Below are 26,122 nucleotides of genomic sequence, written 5' to 3' on the forward strand. Positions count from 1 at the left end.
ATATATCATAAAATCGGAATATATTATAGATTTATGAAATCCGGGTCAACCCGGTTGTCCTTTATTCAGGTTTTTGTATCCCTGAAGCTGAATCTCTTTTTTACGGCATTGTTCTTTGATAACCTGTGCCGCCGCCAGGTTCAATTCCATCTGGTCCGGAGGAACAGTGACATGAAAACCGCAGTTGAAAGGCCCGAGTCGGATGCTGTTTTCCACACCATCATAGGTGTCATAGATCAAGGTGTAGGGGTGGGCAAACAACCAGCGCAGTTGCAGGGTGGTGACGGTTTTTCCGGAAAGGCGCTGCATGAATCCTTCCAGATCCCTGATGTCCTGTTCCGTCAGGTTGTTCCAGCCCAAAATGACATTGGCATTGACCTTGAATCCGGTTTCCGTACAGAATTCAAGGGTTTTCAGCACGTCTGTCATGCGGGTGCCCTTGTTCAGATATTGCCACATGCGGTCTGAAGGAAATTCAATGCCAAAGCCCAGGGTGCAGTCGGGGAGATTATCTCCCATGGTGGCCACAGCTTCTTTCATGGCCCGGGTTTCCGCAGCCGCGGCCCGCATGAAAAACCGGTATTCCATATCCGAAGTGACAGGCAGCATGGGCAGTAGTTTCCGGATATGTTCCGGTGTCATGGACCCGGTATTGAGCCGAACAATTTTGTGTCCGTGGTAATCCAGGCCCGTGAATGCCAGGTCCGGATTCGTCCGCTTTCTGAAGTGATCGGCAGAGTGCTGGGCAATGGAACAAAAAGGACATTTTTTCCAGTAACACTGGTTTTCAAGGGTATAGGAATAATAGATCCGGCCCTCGTCCGGGATTTGCGGCGGCAGTTCCAGGCGCCATTGGCCTGAAAATTCAGGCACCCCGAAAAAACGTTCCACGCTCTGGCCGGTCAGGATCAAATTTTTTGGCAGCGGATTTTCCACCTTGAAGTGCACCGACTGCCAGCCCGGTTTTCCTGTGTGCCGTTCCGATGCCACTGGACCGCCCACGATCACCTGCAGTTCAGGATATGTCAATGCCCATAGATAGGCCTGGTACAGGTGGTTCACATAACTGGCACTGACATATATGGTTCCTTTTTCAATGGGAAGGGGGAGTGGTTGATACGCGGTTTCGTCGTACCATCTGTCCGGATTCAGTTCCAGAGGAATCCATAGGAAATCGCCTTTGCCTGCGCACAGGTCCCAGGTGTCTGAAAATCCGTTGCACAGATCAAACCATCCGCTGCCGGTCTGGCCGTAAAATTGAATAAAAAGGGTTTGTTTCACAATATCTTTCCTTTATGTCTTTATGTGACGTAAAATGGTTAACAGTTAAAGATACACCAAACGGAAAATTTATGTAAGGGTTTGACAATTTTGCTGTCATGTCCTACAAGAGTGGAATTCCTGATTTTTAATCATGGGGAAAAATCCAGGTGCGGGAGGTGCTGAACAGGTATCATGGATATCGCTTTTTTAATGGATGATTTGCGGCAGATCGATCCGGTGTGGGAAACCACGGCCCAAATCATGTACGAGTGCAATCAGCGGGGCCATGAGGTTTTTTTTCTTGAACCCCATGATATTTATGTACGCAAAAATCAGGTGGTGGCACGAATGCGTCATATATCGGTTCCCAAAGATCAGCCCATGACCGATTACTGGGCGGATCTGATCTGCTGCCTGAACCGGGAAGAATTGATATTTGAAACCGTCACCGACCTGGATGTGCTGTTTTTGAGAAAAGATCCCCCGATCAATCATGAGGTCATGGAATTTTTAGGGCCGGTGAGTGATCAGGTGTTTCTGGTGAACAATACTTTAGGCCAGCTCAACTGCAGCAGCAAAGCCTATATTCTGAATTTTCCGGATATTATTCCGGAAACCCATGTCTCCAGAGACCCCAGCCGGTTGAAAAAAATTATTGACGACTTTGGCGGGGCCATGGTGATCAAACCATTGCATGGCCATGGGGGGCATGGCGTGATCAAGGTCAGCAATCAGGATCAGGAAAACCTCAATTCTTTGATCAATTATTATGTCAAAGCAGGGAAACCTTATCCAGAACGCCAGCCCATTATGGTGCAGGAATATTTGAAACAGGTGAAAGAACAAGGAGATGTCCGGATACTTCTGCTGGACGGGGAGATTCTGGGCGCTATGGGCAGAAAATCGGTATCCGGTGATTTCAGGACCAATGTGCATGCCGGTGCACTGGCGTTCAAACACGACATCACCCCGGCCCATAAAGAGATCTGCCGGCGGATCAAGCCCAAACTTCAGCAGGATGGCCTGTATTTTGTGGGTATCGATATCATCGGGGATAAACTGGTTGAAATCAATTGTATCAGCCCGGGGGGTATTCCCCGGATCAACCGGTTCAATAACCAGAAACTTGAAATAGCTGTCGTGAACTTTATCGAGGAGAAAATCAGTGGGGCAAATCCGAAAAAGCACAAATAATCCATATACAAAAGTGTGTGACCATCAATCAACCATTTTTTTGATCTTGATGGCACTTGCCGTGCTGGGACTGGCTGTTGTCGGCTTGTTTTCATGCAGTCAATCAAAAGAACCTTCTTTTCTGAAAATCGGATTGCCGGAAGAACCCCGGTCGTTGAACCTGTGGCTGGGAACCGATGCCAACTCCCGAAATATTTTGTCACAGATCTATCAACCATTGTTCCGTCGTCACCCCGAGACCCTGGAAATGATCCCCTGGCTGGCAAAAGAAGATCCCGTGTTCAATGAAAAACAGATGTCTTACACGGTAACGCTCAGGCAAGCAAAATGGTCGGATGGATCTGATTTTACCAGTGAGGACGTGCTGTTCACCCGGCAGCTGTTTTCCGATTTTAAGATTCCCAGGTATTACAGTCACTGGCGAATCATTGAGAAAGTGGAAGCCGTGAACGCCCATACCGTGGTTTTTTATCTCAAAGAGCCTTCCGCAGTGTTTCTTCCCCGGGTCATGACCGCTCCCATGGTGTCGAAAAAAGAGTGGGAGCCGGTGTGTAAACAAGCCCTGGCTACGGAAAAACCGTTGCGGTTTCTGCAGGATTATCAGGTGGAAAATCCTCTGGGAACCGGTCCGTTCATGCTGCACGAGTACCAGAAAGGTGCTTACATTCACATGATCAAAAATCCTTATTTTTTCGGACAGGGGCAAACCATCGGCAATTTGACCCTGGGACCGTTTGTGGATCATGTTCTTTTCAATATTTACGGCACATCGGACGTGGCGATTCTGGCATTGAAAAAAAAGGATATCGATTATTACTGGTGGGATATTCAGCCCGGATATATCCAGGATCTGGAAAAAAATTCAGACATCGATCTGCACTACAATAAAAAAAGCGCCCTTTATTATCTGGGGTTCAACCTGCGGAAACCCCCGTTCAATGATAAAGTGCTTCGCCAGGCCGTGGCCACCGTGGTGGACAAAGCATTCATTCTGGACCGGATTCTTCAGAATCACGGCAATCCCATGCATTCCATCGTACCGGCCGGTAACCATTTCTGGCACAATCCGGATGTGAGAAAATACGGAGAAGGCATGGATCAGAAAACCCGTATAACGACTGCCTGGAAAATGCTTGCAGAGGCCGGATATTCCTGGGAGACGCCCCCGGTCGCATCCGACGGCAGCCTGACAAAGCCTTCGGATATCCAAATGCCTTCCGGGGAAAAAATGGAGAAATTCGTGATCCTGACCCCGCCGGCGGATTATGATCCCAAGCGGGCCTTTGCCGGCACCATGATTCAGGAATGGCTCAGACAGCTGGGTATGCCGGCGTTTGCCAGGCCCATGGCATTCAACTCTTTACTGGAAACAGTCAAAGCCAAACATGATTTTGATGCGTTTGTGCTCGGATATGGAAAACTGGACCTGGATCCGGATTATCTGAGTTCTTTTTTCTCCACGAAAAACGACAATCCCAGAGACTGGAACATGAGCGGGTATCGGAATCCTGAGTTTGACAAACTGGCGGCAACCCAGAAACTGACAGTGGATGTCGAAGCCCGCAGACAGATGATTTTCGACATGCAGGCGATGCTTTTAGAAGATGTGCCGTATTATCCGCTGTACAATCCCCATATCATCGAGGCTACGGTGAACAAACGGTTTGAAGGCTGGGTGGAACGGGTGGACGGTATCGGCAATATCTGGTCTTTGTGCATGGTCAAGCCAGTGGATTAAGCAATAAGGTAACGGTTGCGATAAAATGGCAAAGCCCGGTTACATTTTGTTGAAGCTGGTGGAAGTCGGCATTATTTTCTTTGTGATTCTCACGGCATTGTTTTTTTTGTTCCGGCTGTCTCCGGGTGACCCCATTTCCAAAATGGTGGACCCCATGCTCACGCCGGAAGATATGGCTCACCTGATCCAGCAGATGGGGCTGGATCGGCCCATGTGGGAGCAGTATCTGATTTATGTGAAAAATTTTTTCACAGGAAGTTTCGGGGTTTCCTTTCATTACGGAGAACCCGTGGCAACCATTATTGCGGACAAGCTCAAATGGACCCTGCTGTTGTTCACCACATCCACACTTCTGGCGGCCTTTGCAGGGGTCTTTCTGGGAAAAATCGCAGCCTGGCACAAGGGATCCCGGCTGGACAATGTCATGTCCATATCCGCGCTGGTGTGTTATACCCTGTTCATTCCCTGGTTCGCGTTGCTGCTGCTCTGGATTCTGGGTTTTAAATGGGGACTGTTTCCTTTGGGCGGGGTATTGACCCCGGCGTTGTGGATATCCAACGCGTCTGTGTTCGCCCGGATCCTGGACGTGCTGCATCACCTGATGCTCCCGCTTTTGACCCTGTTTATCATCAATCTGGGGTCCTACCTGCTGCTGATGCGCTCATCCATGCTGTCGGTTCTCAGGGAGGATTATATTCTGACGGCCCGGGCAAAAGGGTTGAGTGAAAAAAAGATCCGGAACAAACATGCGGCACGCAATGCAGCCCTGCCCGTGATCACTTCCGTGGGGTTATCCCTGGCGTTTTCCATCAACGGCGGCGCATTGACCGAACAGATTTTCACCTGGCCCGGTATCGGCCGGGAACTGATATTTGCGGTGAGCAACAATGATTATCCCCTGGCCCAGGCCTGTTTTCTGCTCATCGCTTTGGTGGTGCTGTGTGCCAACCTGATTGTGGACCTGCTGTATGCATGGCTGGATCCCCGGATTACGTATTAGCCAAAGGATATGTCTGTGCAAAACAAATATTTTGTGTCGCGGTTTTATAAGGGCTGGCAGATTTTTATTGAAAACCCTTTGGGAAAAACCGGTGTGATCATTTTAAGCGTGTTCATGGTCATGGCCATGGCTTCTTTTTTTGTGCCGCTGATTGATCCCATGTATGATCCCATGACCGGTATCGATCCGGACATCAAGCTGTCCACAGGACCCGGCCTGACCCACTGGCTGGGCACGGACAACGTGGGAAGAGATATTCTGGCGCAGCTGCTGGAAGGGGCCAAAGTGGCGTTTATCGTGGGCCTGTCCTCCGCGTTTTTCAGCATTGTCATCGGCACCCTCATCGGCATGATCGCCGGTTATACCGGGGGAGTTATCGATGCGATTCTCATGCGTTTCGCCGATATTATCATGGTGCTGCCCTCTCTGGTGATTCTGTTGATTTTAGCGTCATTGTTCGGTCAGTTCAATATCTGGATCATTGTGTTTATCATTGCCATCTTGCGGTGGCCGGCCGTGTCTCGGGTTATCCGGTCCCAGACCCTGTCGTTGAAACACCGGCCGTTCATCGAGGCGTCCCGGGTGGCCGGGGCCTCCCATGTCCGGATCGTTCTGCGGCATATCATGCCCAATGTCCTGCCCCTGGCTTTTTTGTACATGACGTTTCGGGTCACCTCCGCCATTCTGGTGGAAGCAGCCCTGTCCTTTCTGGGATTCGGGGATCCCAGCCAGGTGAGCTGGGGCATGATGCTCCAGTGGGTGTGGAAATCCGGCCATATGTTCCAGGCCCCTTACTGGCTGATCCCGCCGGGGCTGTGCATTTCGCTTTTGACCCTGGCGTTTTACATGTTAGGAAGGGCCATGGATGAGGTGCTGGATCCCCGTCTGCGAAAGGAGGGGCAGACCGGATAACATGTCATTGCTATCGGTAGACCATCTGAGTATCGGGTATCAGACCAAAAAAGGTATGCTCAAAGCCGTGGACAATATCTGCTTTGACCTGGAAAAAGGACAATCCTTAGGGTTTGTGGGAGAATCCGGCTGCGGTAAAACCACCATCGGCATGGCCCTGATGGGATTGCTGCCGGAAAATGCCGTGATTTTGGACGGACACATCCGGTTTCAGGGAAACGATCTGGCTTCGTTGACGGAAACCCAATGGCAGACAGTCAGGGGCGCAAAAATCGCCATGATATTCCAGGCAGCCATGAATGCCCTGAATCCGGTGATGCCGGTCAATGAACAGATCAAAGAGGCCATCATCACCCATCAGCCGGACATATCAAAAACCGATCTGGCAGATCGGATGAAACAATTGTTCGACCTGGTGGATATCCCGGCCCGGCGCATGACAGATTATCCCCATGAGTATTCCGGCGGCATGAAACAGCGGGCCATCATCGCCATGGCCCTGGCCTGTGACCCGGCCCTGATCATTGCGGACGAACCCACCACGGCCCTGGATGTCATTGTCCAGGACCAGATACTCAAAGAAATCAAAAAAGTGCAGGAACAAACCCGGACCGGTCTTGTTTTTATTTCCCATGACATTGCCGTAGTGGCTTCGGTGTGTGAGCGGATCTGCGTGATGTATGCCGGCCAGATCGTTGAAACCGGCACCCGGAAAGAGGTATTCAAATCTCCCCGCCATCCCTATACCCGGACGTTGTTGAATTCGTATCTGTCTCTGGACAATCTCAATGATATCCGGGTGCCGGAGATGAAAGAATCTCCGGATCAGACGATCGATACGGATGAATGCCGGTTTGCCGGCTCCTGCGCTTATGCCAGCGGATGTGCCGGCAGGTCCCCTGACTGGATCGATATTTCTCCCACCCACAAGGCATTTTGCTGTAACCCCGACGTGATCAGGAGAGGGCATGGAAAAAGCTGATTCAAAAAGCAGGATCCTGGTCGAAATGAAGCAGGTGACCAAGGCATATGCGTCCCGCAAAAAACTGTTTACCAGGTCTTCCCCACAGGTCCTGGCCCTGAACAGTATCGATCTGAGCATTGCCAAAGGAGAGGTTTTCGGGCTGGTGGGACAGAGCGGCAGTGGCAAGACCACAACCGGCCGGCTTCTGGTCAAGCTGGAATCCCCGACCGCCGGAGAGATTTTTTTCAATAAAACGCCCATCAGTCAGCTGAAAGGTCCCGGGTTGAAGACCTACCGGTCCCGGGTTCAGATGATTTTTCAAGACCCCTACCAAAGCCTGAATCCACATCTATCCATTGCTGAAACCTTGCTGGAACCATTGATTGTTCAAAAGATCGGCACCCCGGATACCCGGACGGAAAAAGTGATCCACACCCTGGATACAGTGGGACTTTCTCCGGGAGAAGCGTTTTTCAATCGATATCCCCACCAGTTGTCCGGGGGCCAGCGCCAGCGGGTGGCCATTGCCCGGGCCATTGTGCTGGAGCCGCAGTTCATTGTGGCGGATGAACCCACTTCCATGCTGGACGCCACCATTGCCATTCAACTGTTTCAACTCCTGGAACAGATCAAGGAAACCTTTGGCATGACGTTTTTGTTCATCACCCACAATCTGGCTGCAGCCCGGTACATGTGTGACCGGATCGCCGTGATTCATGACGGGCATATCGTGGAAGTGAACACAGCGGATAACATCATCCGGCATCCGGAACATCCCTATACCAAACAACTTATCAAGGTTCAGCCCGGATTCAAGTATACCCGTTGATCACACCGACGTCGGACGGGGCCGGGACAAACCGGTCCAGTATGGGATCATACACGGCCGGATGTGTTTGAATAAACCGACGGATGCCCTGGGTGTGGCGGTCAAAAACAAGCCCGGTGACATAATACCGGAATCTATCAAAAAATGGGTGTTCGGCGGTTGAAAATATCGCTTCGGGATCTGAGATGCCTGCCATTGGGCCATACATGGATTCCAGATGCCTGGCTTCGGCACGGATCAATCGGGCGATGATCTGTTTCTGTACATCGTGACCGGTCAGATATTTTTGCACGGCATCGAAAAAAAATGAGGCTGCAAGCAGCCGGGACTGAATCACCACGGGTTTCTTGCAAAAATCCAGGTGGGCGGTAATTTTTCGCCGGTATTGCTGCTTCTGGTCCTCTTTGAGGGTGTGGTACCGGCCTGGCGGGAAAAGCGGGTGTTTCAACCCACGTAGAATCGATGGGGTCATCTGTTTGCGGCGCTTCCGGGCCGGTTCATCAAAAATGGTGAAATATTCTTTCAAATTGCGCATCCCGGGTGGGGACAGATCCATGGACCCGGTGTCCAGCAACAGGGTTTCCACCTGAACATCCAGCAGGCCCGGCAGATGAAACGATCTGTGTTGTTCTCCTGTCATTTCCAGGGGTTTGAAATAATCCACCAGCAATGCCTGACGTCCGATTTTTTTTTCCGGAAACACCGTTGTTTTCCGGGTGACCTGCAGTTTTTTATGCCCCATGGGATACAGGGCGCTGGTAAAGGTGGGAATGATGATATACACCCCTTCCGGGGTGATTTCCGTGCCATAGGCATCGGTGATGGAGGATTTGATGTCCGTGAAATCCTCATCCAGGCCGGCGGGAATGAGCAGGTCATCGGAGTCGTGCTGTTTTTGCAGTTCAATGCCGGTGTCGGCCTCCAGCGCGGCAATCCGGTCCCGGTTTCTGTCCGTGACACTGATGGACAATGGTATCTGGTGGTGAATCAGGCGGCGCAGCGTGTTTTTTTTGTTCCGGGGCACCTTGGTGAGAAGACTGAACCGGGTGCGACGGGCCAAAGGGATCAACAGGTCCGCCAGGGTATCGCCTTCGTGTTCCCAGTCCAGGGGGTCGGATGCGCCGTACAGGGCAGGATCGGTGTTGTTAAGCGCTGTCAGCCGGGCCAGTATGGCTTCAGCGGCCTGGAAGGAAAAATGAGACCGGACACCGGGGATGGCCCATTCATTGCAGCGTCGGCAAAAATGTGAGCACCCGGAGGTCAACTGGACGGTGATGGCATTTTCAAACACCCGGTCCATCTGCCAGGCATCTAAATTGATCCAAGTTTGCCAGTGTTTAAAATCGATATACGTCACATGGGCCTGCCGGGTTCTGACCCGATGAGATAATAAGGTTTTCAGTTCATGAAACGGGGTTGAAAGATCGATTTGGAGAGAAACGATAACATCATGAAACCGGAGAAAGGCGGTCTGGATCTGGCGCAGAATTTTTTCACAGTTTTCGTTTAACCTGAGATTGCCTTGTGTGGCATGATCCACAATCTCCAGATAGATGTGCTGTATCTGTTCCGGGTCTTTGCGGTAAATGGCTGCCAGAAACCGGTTTTTCAGATCTTCCAGGACCGTTTCATCATCCCTTGGCCCGCTGTTTTTGCACCTGTTCATAAGGATTTCCCAGCCGTTGAAAAAAAACAGGGGAGGCCGGTTTGGCACTCCCCTGTCTCATGTGTCGTTAAATGATTTAAGTAAAACGTGTCAGGGCATCATCAGCCGTTCACCTCTTCCTTGACCGTTGTGGCCAGTTTGTACAGAATGGTCAGCACCAGAAATCCGGTGGCATATACCCCTAACGTAATCATGATTTCCTGACCCGTGGGTGCGTATTCGGTCACATGATGCAGCGGAGAAGGCACAAACCCGCCGGAGATCATGCCCAGGCCCTTGTCGATCCAGGCCCCGATGAAAATCATGGCACAGGCCACCGGCAGCAGCACATAATTGGTTCTGAGTTTCGGGATCACCAGCATGACGGCACCGGCCCCCATCAGAATGAATCCGCTCCACATCCAGGGCACCAGGGCGTTATACCCGTGGTATCCGAACAGCAGATACTGAAGATGGGTTTTGTGTCCGGGAATATTTGAATAGTACACCACAAACACTTCGCACAAAAAGAAGAACAGGTTGGCGATAATGGCATAGCACACAATTTTGGACAGGGTCTGCATGGCTTCCCAGCCCGGATCGAATTTGGTGAATTTCCGGATGATGTAGCACAAAATGATCAAGAATGCCGGGCCTGCGGCAAAAGCGGATGCCAGAAACCGCGGGGCCAGAATGGCAGTCAGCCAGAAGCCCCTTCCCGGCAGACCGCAGTACAGATAGGCGGTCACCGTGTGAATCCCGATGGCAAAGGGAATGGACAGATAGATCAGCGGTTTGGTCCATGCCGGCGGTTCCACCTGGTTGCGTTCCGCTTCCAGCACTTTCCAGCCGATGACAATGTTTAAAAACAGATATCCGTTCAAAACAAGCATATCATAAAACAGCATGGATTTGGGCGACGGGTACAGCAGCACATTGAGCATGCGCACGGGCTGGCCCAGATCCACGATGATGAACAACAGGCACATGACCAGACTGGCAACCGCCAGAAATTCCCCCAGGATGGTGATCCGGTGGAATTTCTCATAGTCATGCAGGTAATAGGGAATGACCACCATGACCCCGCCGGCGGCCACCCCCACCAGAAAGGTGAAGTTGGCAATGTAAAATCCCCAGGACACATCCCGGCTCATGCCCGTGATCATCAGGCCGTTGAAGAACTGATCCAGATAGGCCAGTTTTCCGATGCCGATCACGATCAGCAGAAAGATGATCCACACCCAGTATTTTTTACTTCCTTTGACAGCTATTTCAAGCATATGGACCTCTCTTAAACGATGTAGTAAACAGAGGGTTCCGTACCCAGAGACTGTTTACGTCGGATTGTATAATGTTCCTTGAGAAGCTTCCTGACATCGGATTCAGGGTCTTCCAGGTCTCCCACCACAATGGCGCCTTCAGAGGCTTCCACGCAATGCGGCTGTTCCCCTTTGGCCAGACGTTCGGCGCAAAAATTGCATTTTTCCACCACCCCCTTGGACCGGGTGGGGAAATCCGGGTCTGTCTCATCGATAAACGGCCGGGGGTCCCTGAAATTAAAGCTTCGTGATCCATAGGGGCAGGCCGCCATGCAGAACCGGCAACCGATACATCGGTGATAATCCATCATCACGATGCCGTCTTCCCGGGAAAATGTGGCCTGGGTGGGGCATGCCTGAACACAGGGCGCATTTTTGCAATGATTGCACAGCACCATGAAGGGCAGGTGATGAAACTTTTCATTTAAAAATTCATCTTCCTTGTCCGGGAATGCATAATGAAATTTTTCTTTCCAGATCCATTTGATTTCCTGTTTATGGTTCACCGGCCGGGTTTTGGGATACAACTGGGTATCCACTTCATGGGTGAAGTCGGGTACATTGTGATGGATGTGACAGGCCAAAGAAATTTTTTTGGCCAGATTGTCATCGATTTTTTTGATGTCAATGACCATGCCCCAGCGTTCGGCATGAAGGGCAGTCTCATTTTTCACTTTGGCGGCAGCCCCTGAGCCATGGGAGTCCGAGGCTGCAAAATTTATTGCCGGAGCTGCCCCCAACCCGATGGCGGCAATGCCGGCCACTTTCAGAAACCGTCTTCTGCTCTTTTCCATTATTGAATCTCCTTGGGGTTTATGTGACACTCCCAGCAATAAGGATTTACCGATGTATAGGTATGACAGGCGTCACAGAATTTGGCTTTGTCTTCATGGCATCCCAGGCAGGAGTTTTCTCCGGTGGACAGGCTCATGTTGAAGGAATGGCCGTTGGCTGCCACGTAGATGCGGTCGGCATTCCGTACCACGGCACCCCGCCATTCATTCAGCAAAGACATGTGATTGGCCCGCATGTCATATTTGTCCAGGACACATGTTTTGGCTTCTTTGGCCAGGCCCAGCAGTTCCGGTTCCGGTGCCGCCTGGGTGGTTGTCACCAGGTTGAACCAGAACGGGGAAAGCACGGCCACTACAAATACGGCCAGTCCGGTAACGATCATGTTTTTTGTCATGTTATTCCTCCTCCTCGCAACCCGGCAGCGGTTCCATTCTCAGGTCTTCGGTTCGTTCCTTTTCTCCGGGCAGAATCAGGGCATTGCCCACCAGTTCGTGAACCCCGGCCACTTCCACTTCCGGAACCCAGTATTCACACAGGGTGGACAACGCGGCCCGGTCAATGGCGCAGATGGTGCCCAGGGTGTTGACCCCGTATTTTTCATGGACATATTTTAAGGCCGTGGCTCGGGGCAGGGCCCCCGCCATACGAAGCTCCATGTTTTCTCCGGCGTTGAGCCCGGCGCCGGACCCGCAGCAGAAGGTGTTTTCACGAATCGTGTTGGGCGGCATTTCATAGAAATGGTCGCACACGTTTTGGATCACATACCGGGGTTCATCCAGAAGCCCCATGCCTCTTGAGGGGTTGCAGGAATCATGGAAGGTCATGATCCGGTTGGCGTTCCGGCTTTTGTCCAGCTCCAGCTTGCCGTGTTTGATCAGATCGGCCGTGAATTCCGTGATATGCACCATTTTGGTGGACGCGGCATTGTGGAACTTGGTGCCGGTGATGGGGTTCACCGGGACTTCCAGAAAGTCGGCCGGTCCGTTCATGGTGTCCATGTACTGGTGGATCACCCGCCACATGTGGCCGCACTCGCCGCCTAAAATCCATTTGACACCTAAGCGTTTGGCTTCATAATACATCTTGGCGTTGAGACGCTTCATGGTCTCGTGGGAGGTGAAGAACCCGAAGTTACCGCCCTCGGACGCATAGGTGGACCAGGTGACATCCAGGCCGTATTTTTCCTTGAGATACTGGAACAGGATCAGATACCCCTGACAGGTATAAGTACCCGGATCGGCAAACACATCGCCGGACGGGGTGATGAACAGGATGTCGGCCCCTTTTTTCTGAAACTGGGGCGTGCAGTCCACCCCGGTGATGTCCTCGATGTCTTCCACGAAAAATTCCAGCATGTCCTTGAACGCATGGGGCTGGATGCCCAGATGGTTCCCCGTCGTGTAGCAGTTGGATACCGGGGTGGCGATCCAGTCGATGTTCAATCCCAGCAGATTGAACAGCTCCCTGGCCATGATGGTGATCTCGGCCGTGTCAATGCCGTAGGGGCAGAACACGGAGCAGCGCCGGCATTCCGTGCACTGGAAAAAGTAGTACCACATCTCCTTGAGCACATCCAGGGTTAAAGGACGGTTGCCCCCTAAGCGCTGGCCTCCGGGAATTTTCTGCAAAATTTTTCCGGCAGTGGTAAAGTCGTTTCTGTAAATGGATCTGAGCAGTTCCGCTCTGAGCACAGGCATGTTCTTGGGATCCCCCGTGCCTAAAAAGAAGTGACATTTGTCGGCACAGGCCCCACAGCGGACACACACATCCATGAAGATCTTGAATGTACGGAATTTTTCAAGCCGTTCCTTGATGCCGTCATGGATGATTTGCTGCCAGTTGTCCGGCAGCTTCCAGTCTTCTTCTGTCGGGTTCCAGCTTCTGGCATTGGGCAGCCCTAAGGTTTCCACACTTTCCGGCTTGGCAGCATAACAGTACATGCCCGGCCGGATCTGAACGGATTTGGTGGTATCCAGCCAGTTGCCCGAATCCGTCCCATAGTCTATTTTATCCAGTAATTCATCGGGTGTCAGTTCGTCGGCCATTGATTACTCCTTTTTTTCCACTGGCAGGCCAGCTTCAATCATTTTGTCTCTGAAGTGATCTTCATACTGTTCATAGGTATGGATCGGCACATCATAGTTCCAGGGGTTTACATGCCGTTTGGCCCGGGTGTTGTTGGCCATGTTCCTTGTGGGACTTAAGAAAACGCCGCCTAAGTGCATGAGCTTGCTGGCCGGAAAATAGGCGAACAAAATACTGACCAGAAACAGATGGGCATAGAACAGATTGGCCACCCCGTCGGGAATGGTGGGACTCAATGTGACCAGTCCCATGGTCATTTCCTTGATGGCTAAAATATCCACCTTGGTGAAATACCGCATGAAAATACCGGTAACGGCAATGCCTAAAATCAGGAACAAGGGGAAAAAATCGGATCCCTGGGAGATATAGCGGACTTTCTGGTCAAACAGCCGTCTTGCCAGCAGAAACAAAACCGCTGCCGGAAGCACCACGCCGGACAGAAACAGGCCGGGCAGACCGAGCTGAACAATACCGTCCAAGGCTTCTAAAAACTGGACCCAGGACGGCACCGGGGCTGTGAAAAACCGGAAGTGCCTGAGCAATACCACCAGGAATGCATAATGAAAGGCCAGAGCCGCCAGCCACAGGAAAATTTCCCAGGAATAGGTGATGCGGTTGGATGCGTTGCGGTTAAAGGCTGCCTTGGTGTTACGGAATAAAGACCTGAACAAAAAGATTTCAAGCAACATCCGTATGAATACACCAGATGCGGTGTCAGGGTTGTCGATGCGGTTCTGTTTAATCCAGGGAAGCGATTTCTGCTGCCCGCAGGTTGTGGGAATCCTGAAGGGAACGGCGGATCGTGCCCAGCCCATGACTTTGATGACAAAGCCGACCAGGAAGGCTATGACCGCCAGGTACGGGAAAACAATCCCGAAGAACCACCCAAGCCCTGCTCCCGCCCCCGCGTACGCCACTAGAAAAAGCAGGAAAACTGCTGTCAGGGGGATCAAGTACTTTTGTGTCATGTTGTAACCACCTCATAGATTGGTTGCCGGACAAACCTAAATTTTGTCCGGCAAGTTAAGATTTTTTTGAGCCAAGCAGGTCTTCCTCCTTGAGCTCTTTTACCAAGCCTGCCCTTTCAAAGGCTGCGTGAATCCGTCGTTTGCTTTCCGTGGCCTTTAAAAGGAATATATCTTCTCTGCATTTCATCAGTCGATTGAACCCGGCTAAAACGACCTGGTCCACCATCCGGTCGAATTCCCGGGTGTGGGCTGAATCCATGACGGTTTCTCCGATTTGTTTCAGGAAAAAAATAAAACTCACTGCCTCGGCAGCGGAAAATGCCTGGACCGCCCGAATGCGGATGACCGGATCCAGGGCTTTTTCAAGGGTGTCACTGGTATAATCGGAAGCCAGCAGGTGCAGCACATCTTCCAAGGTTTCTCTGGTGACTGCGCCCACGGGATTGTCGAACCGGTCTACATCTTTTCCCAGAATCCGTGCACTCTGGGGAGGATAGGTATTGATGGTTGCCTGGAACCATTTTTTCAGTAATTTATCATGGTTTTGTATCAAGGATTGTTTCAGGGTCATGGGTGCCCGGTCTTTTTTTTTGAGTTGATCTGCCATACTGCCTGTGTCGATTGTTAGATGGATATAAACTTACTTAAATTGTATGTCAAGGGTAAAACAACCGGCTGTTTGCGCGTATCACCGCAGGACAGCGGCTCATTTTTTTTTGAGATGGGGCTGTTCACGGGATTGAATTATATGCTAATGTAACTGACTTTAAAAAAAATAAAACGATCTGAGGAAAAGGAAAAATGAGAAAAAATAAAGGGTTGGCCATGGCAGGGCTGATTGCCTGCTGCGTGTTGCTGTTTTGTGCCGGGGTCGGGGCGGAACCCGGGCGGTTTTCTGTTTCCGGAGGATATGGAAAAAGCACCGACAATATCGATATTTTCCGTATCGGGGGGCAGAAACCATTTTTTTTCCGATGGTTTGAATCTTCCACAGGAAGCCTGTCCGGTTATTATGAGCTGTCATACAATGTATGGGATAAATCCGGAGACACCACCCATGGGGTGGCATTTTCTCCGGTGTTTGTTTATTGTTTCAACCTGACTGATTTTCAACACATCATCCCTTATGTGGAAGCGGGCATCGGCGCCGCATATATTGATGACTATCACATTGCCGGCCGGAACCTGTCCAGCCATTTTCAGTTTGAAGACCGCATCGGCATCGGGGTGCAGATGCACCGGATGGATTTCAAGTTCGGATACATGCATTATTCCAATGCAGACCTGAAATCTCCCAATGATGGCATCGATATTTTCATAGGGACGGTGGCATGGCGGTTCTGATTTTAAAAAAAACGGTATTTCAAACCGTTTGAAAGGGTATGCCTTTTAAAACTTAGGTTAAAATGGATCATTATTATAAAGAACGGTTCCATGTTCAACAGGATCTGATCAAAAAAATTGCGCCATTGACGGAAACCGGTGATATTCTGGAAATGGTCAGAGAACAGTTGCGTTCACTGATTCCCAATGCCATGGAAGTCTGTGTACTGTTGCTGGATCCCGATGCAGCAAAATATACCAGTCCGTTGCAGTGTGCACTGTATGACCGGCCGGTGAGCTGTCAGTCCTGCAAACGGGACCGCCCGGCGGTTCAGCAGGCCATTGCCAGAAAAAAAGCGGTGGTGGTGGCTGACAGTGATCCCATTGTCCGTCCGGACGGCTCCCGGATGACGGTGGGGCCCGAATACGCCATGCCTGTTTTTGTGGAAAACCGGATTCTCGCGATTGTCAGTGTGGTGATCCAGCCGTTGACCCGGTACACACGCAGAGATTTCTATTTGATCCGGGATTTTGCCAATGTTTTGGGAACCATTTTGCTGACGGCACGACGGCAATGGGAGATCACCCGGGAAAAAATCCGTATCAGCCAGACCCTGGCCAGCCTGACGCCGTTTGTACCCGGATCGGTGCGGCGGATGGCGGATAAAAATCCGGAATTGTTGACCCGGGAAAAAGAAACCAAACAGGTCAGTGTCCTGTTCATCGATCTGGAAGGATATACCGGCCTGAGTGCCACCCGGCCGGAAGCCCAGGTCAATGCCATCATTGAAAAAGTGTTCTCCAGTTTTGTGGATCCCATTCACCGGTCCCATGGGGAGATCAATGAGACCAGCGGGGACGGGTTCATGATTATTTTCAAGGATCATGAACCGAAAACCAATGCCATGAACGCAGTCAAAGCCGCCTTTGAGATTGCTTCCCGGTGCCGGTCCGTCAGTCTTTCCCTGGCCGGTGAGCTTGATCTGTCGGATATAGGACCCATGACCGTCAATATGGGAATCAGTTCCGGAACGGCCCTGGTGGGAATGACTATGTTCAAGGGAATGCTGGACACCCGCATGACGTTCACGGCATCCGGATCCGTGACCAATATTGCGGCCCGGCTGTCGGACCACGCAACGGGCGGGGATATTCTGATCAGCCGGACTACCAGAGATTTGATCGAAGGCCTGTGGCCGGTCTATGACAGAGGAAAAGCAAAAATGAAAGGGATTTTTGAACCCATTCAGGTGTATTCGCTGCTCAAACCGGCATGAGGGCGCCTTGGCGCTTGCTTAAGAATTCGGAACAAGATCAAGGATGAATGAAGTGGCGGAGAAAGAGAGATTCGAACTCTCGATGGAAGTTTCCCCCCATACTCGCTTAGCAGGCGAGCGCCTTCAGCCACTCGGCCATTTCTCCGCAATGTGTTGTGGCGGAGGAGGTAGGATTCGAACCCACGAAGCTGTTACACTTAACGGTTTTCAAGACCGCCGCCTTCAGCCGCTCGGCCACTCCTCCGAAATTAAACACCCGCTTATATCATCTTGCGCGTAATGGGTCAACACTTAACTTGGATATTAAGTATCATCTTGTTGTTGACACCGACAGTGGTTGCGCTATATTAAAAGGTTTGACACCAACAAAAATTACAGGAGATTCATGAATGAAACAAAAGATCCGTTTTGAAAAAAATGTCAAGGACGGGAAATTGACGGTACTGGAGTCCAGTGAGGTGGATCCGGGTGTGATCATGCCGCTGCACGAGGAAACCTATGACCTGGCCCGGATGACGGCGGCGGCCACTGAGGGGCTTGACCCCTTTGCGCAGATGCTGCGGCGCCGGACTTTTTTTCCCACCCGGGATCTGTGCATCAAATTGTTCGAGGAAACCGTGGATTTTTTTACGGATGAGACTCAGGACAAAGTGATTGTGGAGTATGTGGACGCAGAGACCCTGCCCGATGAAGAAGAGTTCCAGCTTGAAGATGATGATGTGGAGCTTGATGCACTTTTAGATGAAGACGGGGACTCCAAGGAAGATGAGATCAAAGAAATCGATCACGAGGATGATACCCCCCGGTTCACCCCGGAAGATACGTCTGAACACGAAAATTAACCGGCACATCAAGAAAAACGGATCTTATGAAACATATCATAAAAAACATGGTGACTGCTGCGGCCCGAAAAGCGGTAGATGCCGGCATGCTTGTGTCCGGACATGTGCCGGAAATGGAAATTGAAGCCCCCAAACATGATTCCCAGGGGGATCTGTCCACCAATTTTGCCATGGTTTCCGCATCTATCCAGAAAATGGCCCCCAGAAAAATTGCCGAAGCCGTGATTGCCCATATGGAACCCGAAGACCGGATCGACAAAATTGAAGTGGCCGGCCCGGGATTTATCAATTTTTTTCTACGGCCATCTGCCTGGCATCCGGTGGTGGATCAGGTGCTGGCTGCGGATGACCGGTATGGGGCTTCTGATTTCGGCCAAAAAGAGCGGGTCCAGGTGGAATTTGTCAGTGCCAACCCCACCGGTCCCTTGCATGTGGGACATGGCCGGGGGGCCGCGGTCGGGGATGCGGTGGGCAATATCTTGCGTTTTGCCGGATTTTCAGTATCCAAGGAATATTATATCAATGACTCAGGGCGGCAGATCCGCACGCTGGGGACATCGGTCTGGTTCCGGCTGCGTGAACTGGCCGGACACACGGTTGATTTTCCTGAAGACTGCTACAAAGGCGATTATATCAAGGATCTGGCCCGTGAAGTGTTGGACCGGGAAGGGCCGGATTTTATAAACAGAGATGAAGACAAAGCCATTGACGTCTGTGCCCGATATGCGGCCGGCCGGATACTTGAACAGATCCGATACGACCTGGCGGATTTCGGCGTGACGTTTGATCAGTGGTTCAGTGAGCAGAGCCTGTATGATTCAGGGCGTGTTCAACAGGCCATTGACGTGTTGAAAAAAGAGGGTCGGGTCTATGAAAAAGACGGGGCATTGTGGTTCAGGACCCAAGATTTCGGGGACGAGAAAGACCGGGTGGTGGTGAGAAGCAATGGATTGACCACCTATTTTGCTTCGGATATCGCGTATCACCAGGAAAAATATGAACGGGGATTTGACCGGGTGATCGATGTATGGGGGGCGGATCATCACGGATATATCAACCGTCTGGCAGCCGCTGTCATGGCTTTTGGAAAACAAAGAGACCGGTTCCAGGTGATTCTGGTGCAGCTGGTGAATCTGTTGCGGGGGGGGGAACCCGTTCAGATGTCCACCCGGGCCGGGGAGTTTGTCACGCTCAAAGACATTGTGGATGAAGTGGGAAAAGATGCGGCCCGGTTCATGTTTTTAAGCCGCAGCTATGATTCCGGCCTGGATTTTGATCTGGAAGTGGCCAAGCAGAAGAGCAGTGACAACCCGGTGTATTATGTCCAGTATGTCCATGCCCGGATTTCGGGTATTCTGGCCAAAGCAAAGGCCCTGCACCCGGAAATGGATGTGGATTTCAACCAGGGACAATATCTGTCAAAACTGGTGGCCCAAGAAGAGATCCAGTTGATCAAGACGTTGGCCGGGTTTCCCGAACAGGTGGAAAAAAGTGCGGCCACCTGCCATCCCCATGTGATTTTTACCTATCTGATGACCCTGGCAGCGGCTTTTCATGCGTATTATAACCGGCACAAAGTGATTACTGAAGATACGGAACTGACCCTGGCCCGGGTCAGCCTGGTTTTGGCTGTTAAAAAGGTGATTCGGAACGGGCTTTTCCTTTTAGGGGTGACTGCACCTGAAAGAATGTGAGCATGCCTTTTAAAGGCGTTTTAAAATATATCATCTATATTTTTATCGGCGGGTGGCTGTTTCTGCTCGGGGTGATGGCCGGCCGGGGGACATCTCCGGTGACATTTGAAACCCAAGGGTTTCAGGAACGCCTCCAGACCATTGTTGAACAATACAAAGATCCGGAAATGACAGGTGATCCGGATGAAAAAATTGCACTCCATTATTATGATGCCTTGAGTGATGACAAAGGATTCGAGGAGATGACAATTCCGGTCCCGGCGGCAGACCCGGCAGATACGTTTGATGACACCCCGTTGCCCAACCGGGATCTCAAGGAAATTGAAACGGGTGATACCAGGGATGCAAAACGGATGGATGACATCCCGGTCAAGACCAGCAAAAAGGCGGCCACGTTCAACAAAGCGATCGCTGAAAAAATGATGGACCCCCCTTTGCGGGATGAGAAAACCCCGGCATCGGGTGAGAAACCGGAAAAATCGAATTCTCAGGGCAGTTACACCATTCAGGTGGCGGCATTTAAATCGTTTCGGGACGCAGTGACCCAGATGACGACCCTGGAGAAAAAAGGATTCACCGCCACCCGGACAACCAAGGAAATGGACGGCATCACCTGGTATCGGATACGAATCGGAGAATTCGTTTCCCGGGATGCGGCCGTCCAATACCTGGAAAAATTGAACCAGGCCGGTATCAACGGCATGATCATTACAAAGGATTGACAATGAAAATTTCTGAACAGGAAGTGGAGAATATCGCCCATCTGGCCCGGCTCAAGATGGATGATGAACAAAGACAGGCACTTTGCGGACAGCTCAGTGATATTTTAGGCTATATGGACAAACTGGCCCATGTGGATGTCAACGGCGTTGCTCCGGCATCCGGGGCCGCATTTATGCACAATGTCCTCAGAGAAGATGTGCCGCAGACAAGCCCCGGGCCCCGGGTGACCCTGGCCAATGCCCCGGAAAAAGATCAAGACTATTATCTGGTCCCCCGGGTGGTGAAATAACCGGGAACAAACCGGCATTCATTTTTCAAGGAAATAAGGATATATGGATTTACATACATTGAGCCTGGCCCGGGCCGCCCGGATGCTGGATGAAAAAAAGATATCTTCCACCGAGCTGACCCGGGCGTACCTGGACCGCATTAAAACCCATGACAGTACACTGAACAGCTTTATCACCGCTGATGCAGATGCGGCCCTGGCCCAGGCAGCAGCAGCGGATGATCAGATTGCATCAAACAACCACACGCCGTTCACCGGCATTCCCATGGCCCTGAAGGATCTTTTGTGCACCCAGGGGATGCGAACCACCTGCGGGTCGAAAATTCTGGACAACTTTGTGCCCCGGTATGATGCCACGGTGGTGGAAAAGCTGCGGCAGTCCCATGGTGTTATTATCGGCAAAACCAATATGGATGAGTTTGCCATGGGATCTTCCACAGAAAATTCCGCCTATTTTCCCACCCGGAATCCCTGGCATGTGGATTATGTGCCCGGCGGTTCCAGCGGTGGTTCCGCGGCGGCTGTGGCGGCACAGTTCTGCAGTGCGGCCTTGGGATCGGATACGGGCGGTTCCATCCGGCAGCCGGCATCCCATTGCGGGGTGGTGGGGCTTAAACCCACCTATGGCCGGGTGTCCCGGTATGGCCTGGTCTCCTATGCCTCTTCCCTGGATCAGATCGGCCCTATCACCCGGACCGTGGAAGACGCGGCCCTTATGATGAACCTGATCGCCGGGCATGACCCGAAAGATTCCACATCCGCGCCGGAGCCGGTGCCGGATTTCACCAGTGGGCTGACCGCGTTTGATAAAAACGGGCTCAAAGGCATGACCGTGGGCATTCCAAAGGAATATCTGGACATGCCGGGAATCGATCCGGATGTGCGGGCCGTGTTTGACAACGTCAGAACGCTCATGGAATCCCTGGGAGCGACGATTCAGTCGGTATCTTTGCCCCATACCGATTATGTGGTGGCAGCCTACTATATCATTGCCCCGTGCGAGGCCAGCTCCAACCTGGCACGGTTTGACGGGGTGAAGTACGGTTTCAGAGCACGGGATACCGCCGATCTTCTGGATATGTACAAGCAGACCAAATCCACAGGGTTCGGCCCGGAAGTGCAGCGCCGGATCATCATCGGTACTTATGCCTTGTCAGCCGGATATTATGATGCGTATTACGGCAAAGCTTCCCAGGTGCGGGCCCTGATCATGGCGGATTTTGCAAAGGCGTTTGAGACCTGTGACATTCTTTTGTCTCCCGTGGCCCCGACCCCGGCATTCCGCATCAAAGAAAAGATCGATGATCCGTTGACCATGTATCTCACCGATATTTTTACCTTGTCCGCCAACATGGCCGCAGTACCCGGCATTTCCGTGCCTGCCGGTTTTTCAGCCGCCGGGCTGCCCATCGGCATTCAGATGATGGCCGGCCGGTTTGATGAACTGTCTTTGATCCGGGCCGGATATGGTGTGGAGAAATCAATGAACCTGGAACCCCGGTTCCCGGATATCCCGGACATGTAAATTGGGAGGAAATCATCATGAGTAATGTCCAGCCCCAGGGGGATGCATTGAAAAAAGCCATTGAATGGGTAAGTGAACAACGCAGAAAATCCCCGGATACTTCAGTGACCCGACTGGCCAATGAGGCGTCCTTGCAGTTTGATTTAAGCCCGAAAGATTCGGAGTTTCTGCTCCGGTTTGTGAAACAGGAGACCTGAATGATCCGGATTCTGCCGGATATCCTGTCCAATCAGATTGCCGCCGGAGAGGTGGTGCAGCGCCCGGCATCCGTGGTCAAGGAACTGGTGGAAAACAGCATCGATGCCCGAGCCACCCGCGTCACGGTGGAGATGGACAAAGGCGGCAAATCATTGATCCGGGTCTCCGATGACGGCACGGGACTGTCCCGGGACCAGGCATTGCTGGCCATTGAGCGGTATGCCACCAGCAAGATCCACACAAAAGAGGACCTGTTTGCCATTGCCAGTTTCGGTTTTCGCGGTGAAGCCCTGCCGTCCATGGCTTCGGTGTCTAAGTTCTGCCTGGTGACAAGACCCCAGGATGCGGATACGGCCACAAAGGTGGAAATGGCCGGGGGCAAGTTGTTGCAGGTGTCGGACACGGGGGCTCCGGCCGGCACCCTGGTGGAGGTCAGGCACCTGTTTTTCAATACCCCGGCCCGGCGCAAATTTTTAAAAACCGACACCACTGAAGGTGCCCATATTACCGATACCTTGTCCGGCCTGGCCTTGGGCAATCCATCCGTGGGATTCCGGCTGTTTTCCAAAAACCGGCTGGTCAAACATTTTCCCCCGGACCAGGACCTGGTGCACCGGGCCATGCTGGTGCTGGGTCAGGATGCGGCGGATCACCTGTACGAGATGGACTATTCGGCCGGGGATGTCCGGGTGACCGGGGTATGTGCCAACCCGGCCGTGTCAAGGGCGACAGCCGGCCGTATCTATCTGTTTGTCAATCAGCGCCTGGTCCGTGACAAAGGCGTGGTGGCAGCCCTGTTCCGGGGATATGCCGGCCGGATCATGAAAGGGCGGTATCCGATGGCCGTGGTGTGCTGTGAGCTGCCCTGCGACCAGGTGGATGTGAATGTGCACCCATCCAAACGGGAAATCAAGTTCCTGGATGCCCGGCCCGTGTATCAGGCTGTGACCGCGGCTGTGAACACGGCATTGCTGGCGGCCCAGCAGCAGGTATCCACATATACCGGATCCAGATCAGGCCCTGATCCCCGGCCGGCTGACCTCATAAACGCTCCCCGGTTTGCGCAGACACCCATTTCCTGGGCACCCGATCCAGTGCCTGCCGATCCCTTGATTGTCCGAGAATCCAAAGGGTTCCGGAATGACAATCGCTTTGATCCAATGCCGGAATCAGACGGCCTTCACCATGAGGTCCGGCAGACCTTTGACCGGTTCGCAACTCCTGAAAACAAATCAGACCCCCCCCTGACGGCCAAAACCCCGGATCGATCCCCTGTCCCCCGGGTGGTGGGACAGGTCATGGGAACCTATATTGTGGCGGAACAGGAAAACGCTTTGATGCTGGTGGATCAGCATGCCGCCCATGAACGGGTGGTGTATGAGGCATTGAAGCACCGGCAGGATCATCTGCCGGCAGACAGTCAATACCTGCTGGTGCCTGAAACCCTGGAACTGAGCGCCAAAGAAGCGGATCTCCTTTCCGGCATTCTGCCGGACCTGGCGGCGATGGGGCTGGTCATCGAACCCTTCGGGGGCACCACCTTCGTGATCAAGGCTGTGCCCGGACTGGTGGATCAGACATCTGTCAAAACCCTGGTGACAGGGATGGTGGACACATTGATGGAGACCGGTGACATTGCAGTCAGGGAGCAATGGCGGGAAACCTGCCTGATGTCCATGGCCTGTCATCATGCCATCCGGGCCCACCGGACCCTGTCCCTGACGGAAATGCAAACACTGATCAAAGATCTGCTGGCCTGTGACAATGCGTTTCACTGCCCCCACGGCCGGCCCACCATTGTCACCTTTGATAAAGTGCAGATGGAAAAGCTGTTCAAAAGGGTTGTTTGAAAGATACAGTTGATATATATTGGCCCTGCGCCATTCAAACCAAAATACAAGGAGTCGTGCTTTGAGATCCAGATTATTTGCCGCATTCACCGGATGCCTGGTCGGTTGTTTCATGTTGGCAGCCATGGTTCCGGCCGTGTCTGCGGCCCCTAAAACCGTGGCTGTGCTTCCCTTTACCATGAATTCCCCCCAGGACCTGACCTTTTTGCGGAACGGCCTGTTTTCCATGCTGTCCTCCCGCCTGTCAGATCCGGGCAAGGTCGACGTCCTGGACCGGGCCGCTGTGGATGATGCGTTGACCGGCCGTCCGGGAGATCTGACCCAGGATGCGGCCCGAAACATCGGTGAACGCCTGGGCGCAGACTATGTTTTGTTCGGCAGTCTGACCCATTTCGGGGAAAGCGTGAGCCTGGATGCCGCCATGGTGGATATCACGGGTGACAAACCGGCCCTGACTTTTTTTGAGCAGAGCAACAACATGGGGGATGTGATTCCCCTGGTGAACACCTTTGCCGGAGATATCAATCAAAAAGTATTCAACCGGTCCATTGCCAATGAACTGTACGCCCAGCCCGTCCAGGAAGGACCCCGGGCACCGGGTGGGTTCCAGTCAACCGGGGGGCAGGGGGGATTCGTCAACCTGCAGCAAACCGGTGGCGGCGGCGGATTTGCCACCCATCTGTCACTGGATATGGTGATCAATGCCATGGCCGTCGGTGATCTCACCGATGACGGCACGCTTCAGGTGGTGGCGGCCACCGATAATACCCTGATGATCCATCAGATGTCCGACAATCATCTGGTATTGGAAAAACAGCTGGAATTCAGCAGCAATCACCGGATTGTGGCCCTGGATATCGCAGACATCAACGGCAATGGATATCCTGAAATTTTTGTCACCAGTTTTACCATCCATCTGGACGGACTCCAGTCCTTTGTGGTGGAATACAATGGGTCTGACTATGTGACGATTACAGACAATCAGCACTATTATTACCGGGTGATTGACGCGCCGGACGGATCCCAGACCCTGATGGGCCAGCGAAGCAGTAAAGATCCTTTTGACGGGCCTGTTTACATCATGCAGGCGGAAGGCAGCAGCTATACCCGGCAAAAACAGGTCCGGCTGCCCCGGAACACGTCCGTACTGTCTCTGGCCAAAGGGCCGGTGACCAAAGAATCTGCGGAAGAATATGTGATGATCAACCGGTTCGGCCGCTTGGTGGTGACGGATGACGGGGGGAGTGAGCAATGGGAAAGCACGGAAAAATACGGCGGCACGGCCCATGTCTGGCTGATGCCCAAAAATGATCCGGATGGATCCTATCGGGAACGGGTCTATATTCATCCCCGAATTCAATTTGTTGACATGACCGGCGAAGACAAACCGGAAATCGTGGCCGTTCAGAACAATGAGTTCGGCGGGGGTGCTTTGGGCCGGTATAAACGGTTTGAAAACGGCACCATCCAGGTGTTGTCCTGGAACGGCATTGCGCTGGCCCCGATGTTTGAAACCCTGGCGCTTCAGGGGTGGATCAGTGATTTTGCCGTGGCAGATATCGATGCAGACGGAAAAGATGAACTCATCGTGTCCGTGGTGACCCAGACCAAGCTGGCCATTCTGGCCAAAGACAAATCTTCCAGCATTATTTCCTATGAATTGGACTGATAAATTAAAAAAACATTGAC

At 52.2% G+C, this 26,122-nt stretch carries 24 protein-coding genes and 2 tRNA genes; 16 read left to right on the forward strand and 10 right to left on the reverse strand.

Annotation, left to right across the window (positions count from 1 at the left end):
• Positions 1 to 45: 45 nt before the first annotated feature.
• Positions 46 to 1,281, reverse strand: a complete 1,236-nt coding sequence (locus DPO_RS15645) for a radical SAM protein (RefSeq protein ID WP_006967102.1) — start codon at positions 1,279 to 1,281, stop codon at positions 46 to 48.
• 174 nt (positions 1,282 to 1,455) lie between these two features.
• Here DPO_RS15645 and gshB point away from each other — a divergent pair, with 174 nt between their 5' ends.
• Genes gshB through DPO_RS15675 form a run of 6 tightly spaced genes read left to right on the forward strand, consistent with a single transcriptional unit; the run spans position 1,456 to position 7,900 of the window.
• Positions 1,456 to 2,457, forward strand: coding sequence for a glutathione synthase (gene gshB / locus DPO_RS15650; protein WP_006967103.1), 1,002 nt, complete (start codon positions 1,456 to 1,458; stop codon positions 2,455 to 2,457).
• Between the two features lie 49 nt (positions 2,458 to 2,506).
• The gene (locus DPO_RS15655; protein WP_152427698.1) at positions 2,507 to 4,195 is read left to right on the forward strand and encodes an ABC transporter substrate-binding protein; all 1,689 of its coding nucleotides are present in this window, start codon (positions 2,507 to 2,509) and stop codon (positions 4,193 to 4,195) included.
• 25 nt (positions 4,196 to 4,220) lie between these two features.
• Positions 4,221 to 5,195: an ABC transporter permease gene (locus DPO_RS15660; protein ID WP_006967105.1), complete on the forward strand. Its 975-nt coding sequence runs from the start codon at positions 4,221 to 4,223 to the stop codon at positions 5,193 to 5,195.
• A gap of 9 nt (positions 5,196 to 5,204) precedes the next feature.
• Complete coding sequence (locus DPO_RS15665) at positions 5,205 to 6,107, forward strand: ABC transporter permease (RefSeq protein ID WP_040011974.1); 903 nt, start codon at positions 5,205 to 5,207, stop codon at positions 6,105 to 6,107.
• Position 6,108: 1 nt separating this feature from the next.
• Positions 6,109 to 7,089, forward strand: a complete 981-nt coding sequence (locus DPO_RS15670) for an ABC transporter ATP-binding protein (protein ID WP_040011975.1) — start codon at positions 6,109 to 6,111, stop codon at positions 7,087 to 7,089.
• A complete protein-coding gene (locus DPO_RS15675) occupies positions 7,076 to 7,900 on the forward strand; it encodes an ABC transporter ATP-binding protein (protein WP_006967108.1) in 825 nt (274 codons plus the stop codon). The genes DPO_RS15670 and DPO_RS15675 overlap by 14 nt, the downstream gene beginning before the upstream one ends.
• Here the strand turns inward: DPO_RS15675 and DPO_RS15680 are convergent.
• The 7 genes from DPO_RS15680 to DPO_RS15710 all read right to left on the reverse strand — a co-directional run bounded on the left by DPO_RS15680 (position 7,884) and on the right by DPO_RS15710 (position 15,319).
• Positions 7,884 to 9,566: a hypothetical protein gene (locus tag DPO_RS15680; RefSeq protein ID WP_006967109.1), complete on the reverse strand. Its 1,683-nt coding sequence runs from the start codon at positions 9,564 to 9,566 to the stop codon at positions 7,884 to 7,886. The two genes, DPO_RS15675 and DPO_RS15680, sit on opposite strands and share 17 nt — an antisense overlap.
• 101 nt (positions 9,567 to 9,667) lie before the next feature.
• A complete protein-coding gene (gene dsrP, locus DPO_RS15685) occupies positions 9,668 to 10,825 on the reverse strand; it encodes a sulfate reduction electron transfer complex DsrMKJOP subunit DsrP (RefSeq protein WP_006967110.1) in 1,158 nt (385 codons plus the stop codon).
• Between the two features lie 11 nt (positions 10,826 to 10,836).
• Positions 10,837 to 11,658 (reverse strand): sulfate reduction electron transfer complex DsrMKJOP subunit DsrO, encoded by an 822-nt coding sequence (gene dsrO / locus DPO_RS15690; protein WP_006967111.1) that lies wholly within the window; start codon positions 11,656 to 11,658, stop codon positions 10,837 to 10,839.
• A complete protein-coding gene (gene dsrJ, locus DPO_RS15695; RefSeq protein WP_006967112.1) occupies positions 11,658 to 12,053 on the reverse strand; it encodes a sulfate reduction electron transfer complex DsrMKJOP subunit DsrJ in 396 nt (131 codons plus the stop codon). Before dsrJ ends, dsrO begins: the two co-directional genes overlap by 1 nt.
• A 1-nt stretch (position 12,054) precedes the next feature.
• Positions 12,055 to 13,704 carry a sulfate reduction electron transfer complex DsrMKJOP subunit DsrK gene (gene dsrK / locus DPO_RS15700; protein ID WP_006967113.1) on the reverse strand — a complete coding sequence of 550 codons (1,650 nt, stop codon included), beginning with the start codon at positions 13,702 to 13,704 and terminating at the stop codon, positions 12,055 to 12,057.
• Positions 13,705 to 13,707: 3 nt separating this feature from the next.
• Entirely contained in the window at positions 13,708 to 14,712 is a 1,005-nt protein-coding gene (gene dsrM / locus DPO_RS15705; protein ID WP_006967114.1) for a sulfate reduction electron transfer complex DsrMKJOP subunit DsrM, read from the reverse strand.
• Positions 14,713 to 14,767: 55 nt separating this feature from the next.
• The gene (locus DPO_RS15710) at positions 14,768 to 15,319 is read right to left on the reverse strand and encodes an RsbRD N-terminal domain-containing protein (RefSeq protein WP_006967115.1); all 552 of its coding nucleotides are present in this window, start codon (positions 15,317 to 15,319) and stop codon (positions 14,768 to 14,770) included.
• A 194-nt stretch (positions 15,320 to 15,513) separates the two neighbouring features.
• Between DPO_RS15710 and DPO_RS15715 the strand changes: the two genes are divergently transcribed.
• Positions 15,514 to 16,056 carry an acyloxyacyl hydrolase gene (locus tag DPO_RS15715; protein WP_006967116.1) on the forward strand — a complete coding sequence of 181 codons (543 nt, stop codon included), beginning with the start codon at positions 15,514 to 15,516 and terminating at the stop codon, positions 16,054 to 16,056.
• Between the two features lie 62 nt (positions 16,057 to 16,118).
• On the forward strand, positions 16,119 to 17,312 hold the full coding sequence (locus DPO_RS15720) for an adenylate/guanylate cyclase domain-containing protein (protein WP_006967117.1): 1,194 nt from the start codon (positions 16,119 to 16,121) through the stop codon (positions 17,310 to 17,312).
• A 53-nt stretch (positions 17,313 to 17,365) separates the two neighbouring features.
• Here the strand turns inward: DPO_RS15720 and DPO_RS15725 are convergent.
• A tRNA-Ser gene (locus DPO_RS15725) sits at positions 17,366 to 17,457 on the reverse strand.
• An 11-nt stretch (positions 17,458 to 17,468) separates the two neighbouring features.
• Positions 17,469 to 17,556 (reverse strand) — tRNA-Ser (locus DPO_RS15730).
• Positions 17,557 to 17,701: 145 nt separating this feature from the next.
• Between DPO_RS15730 and DPO_RS15735 the strand changes: the two genes are divergently transcribed.
• From DPO_RS15735 to DPO_RS15770, 8 genes are all read left to right on the forward strand, one after another.
• Complete coding sequence (locus DPO_RS15735) at positions 17,702 to 18,154, forward strand: hypothetical protein (protein ID WP_006967118.1); 453 nt, start codon at positions 17,702 to 17,704, stop codon at positions 18,152 to 18,154.
• Positions 18,155 to 18,180: 26 nt separating this feature from the next.
• Positions 18,181 to 19,848, forward strand: coding sequence for an arginine--tRNA ligase (gene argS, locus DPO_RS15740; protein WP_006967119.1), 1,668 nt, complete (start codon positions 18,181 to 18,183; stop codon positions 19,846 to 19,848).
• 2 nt (positions 19,849 to 19,850) lie between these two features.
• Positions 19,851 to 20,570, forward strand: a complete 720-nt coding sequence (locus DPO_RS15745; RefSeq protein ID WP_006967120.1) for an SPOR domain-containing protein — start codon at positions 19,851 to 19,853, stop codon at positions 20,568 to 20,570.
• A 2-nt stretch (positions 20,571 to 20,572) separates the two neighbouring features.
• On the forward strand, positions 20,573 to 20,860 hold the full coding sequence (gatC, locus tag DPO_RS15750) for an Asp-tRNA(Asn)/Glu-tRNA(Gln) amidotransferase subunit GatC (RefSeq protein ID WP_006967121.1): 288 nt from the start codon (positions 20,573 to 20,575) through the stop codon (positions 20,858 to 20,860).
• Between the two features lie 43 nt (positions 20,861 to 20,903).
• Complete coding sequence (gatA, locus tag DPO_RS15755) at positions 20,904 to 22,385, forward strand: Asp-tRNA(Asn)/Glu-tRNA(Gln) amidotransferase subunit GatA (protein ID WP_006967122.1); 1,482 nt, start codon at positions 20,904 to 20,906, stop codon at positions 22,383 to 22,385.
• Between the two features lie 17 nt (positions 22,386 to 22,402).
• Positions 22,403 to 22,582 carry a hypothetical protein gene (locus DPO_RS15760; protein ID WP_006967123.1) on the forward strand — a complete coding sequence of 60 codons (180 nt, stop codon included), beginning with the start codon at positions 22,403 to 22,405 and terminating at the stop codon, positions 22,580 to 22,582.
• A complete protein-coding gene (gene mutL, locus DPO_RS15765) occupies positions 22,583 to 24,433 on the forward strand; it encodes a DNA mismatch repair endonuclease MutL (protein ID WP_006967124.1) in 1,851 nt (616 codons plus the stop codon).
• A gap of 61 nt (positions 24,434 to 24,494) precedes the next feature.
• Positions 24,495 to 26,102 carry an FG-GAP-like repeat-containing protein gene (locus DPO_RS15770; protein ID WP_006967125.1) on the forward strand — a complete coding sequence of 536 codons (1,608 nt, stop codon included), beginning with the start codon at positions 24,495 to 24,497 and terminating at the stop codon, positions 26,100 to 26,102.
• Positions 26,103 to 26,122: the final 20 nt, after the last annotated feature.

Origin of the sequence: Desulfotignum phosphitoxidans DSM 13687 (assembly GCF_000350545.1) — a bacterium.
Classification (GTDB): Bacteria; Desulfobacterota; Desulfobacteria; order Desulfobacterales; family Desulfobacteraceae; genus Desulfotignum; species Desulfotignum phosphitoxidans.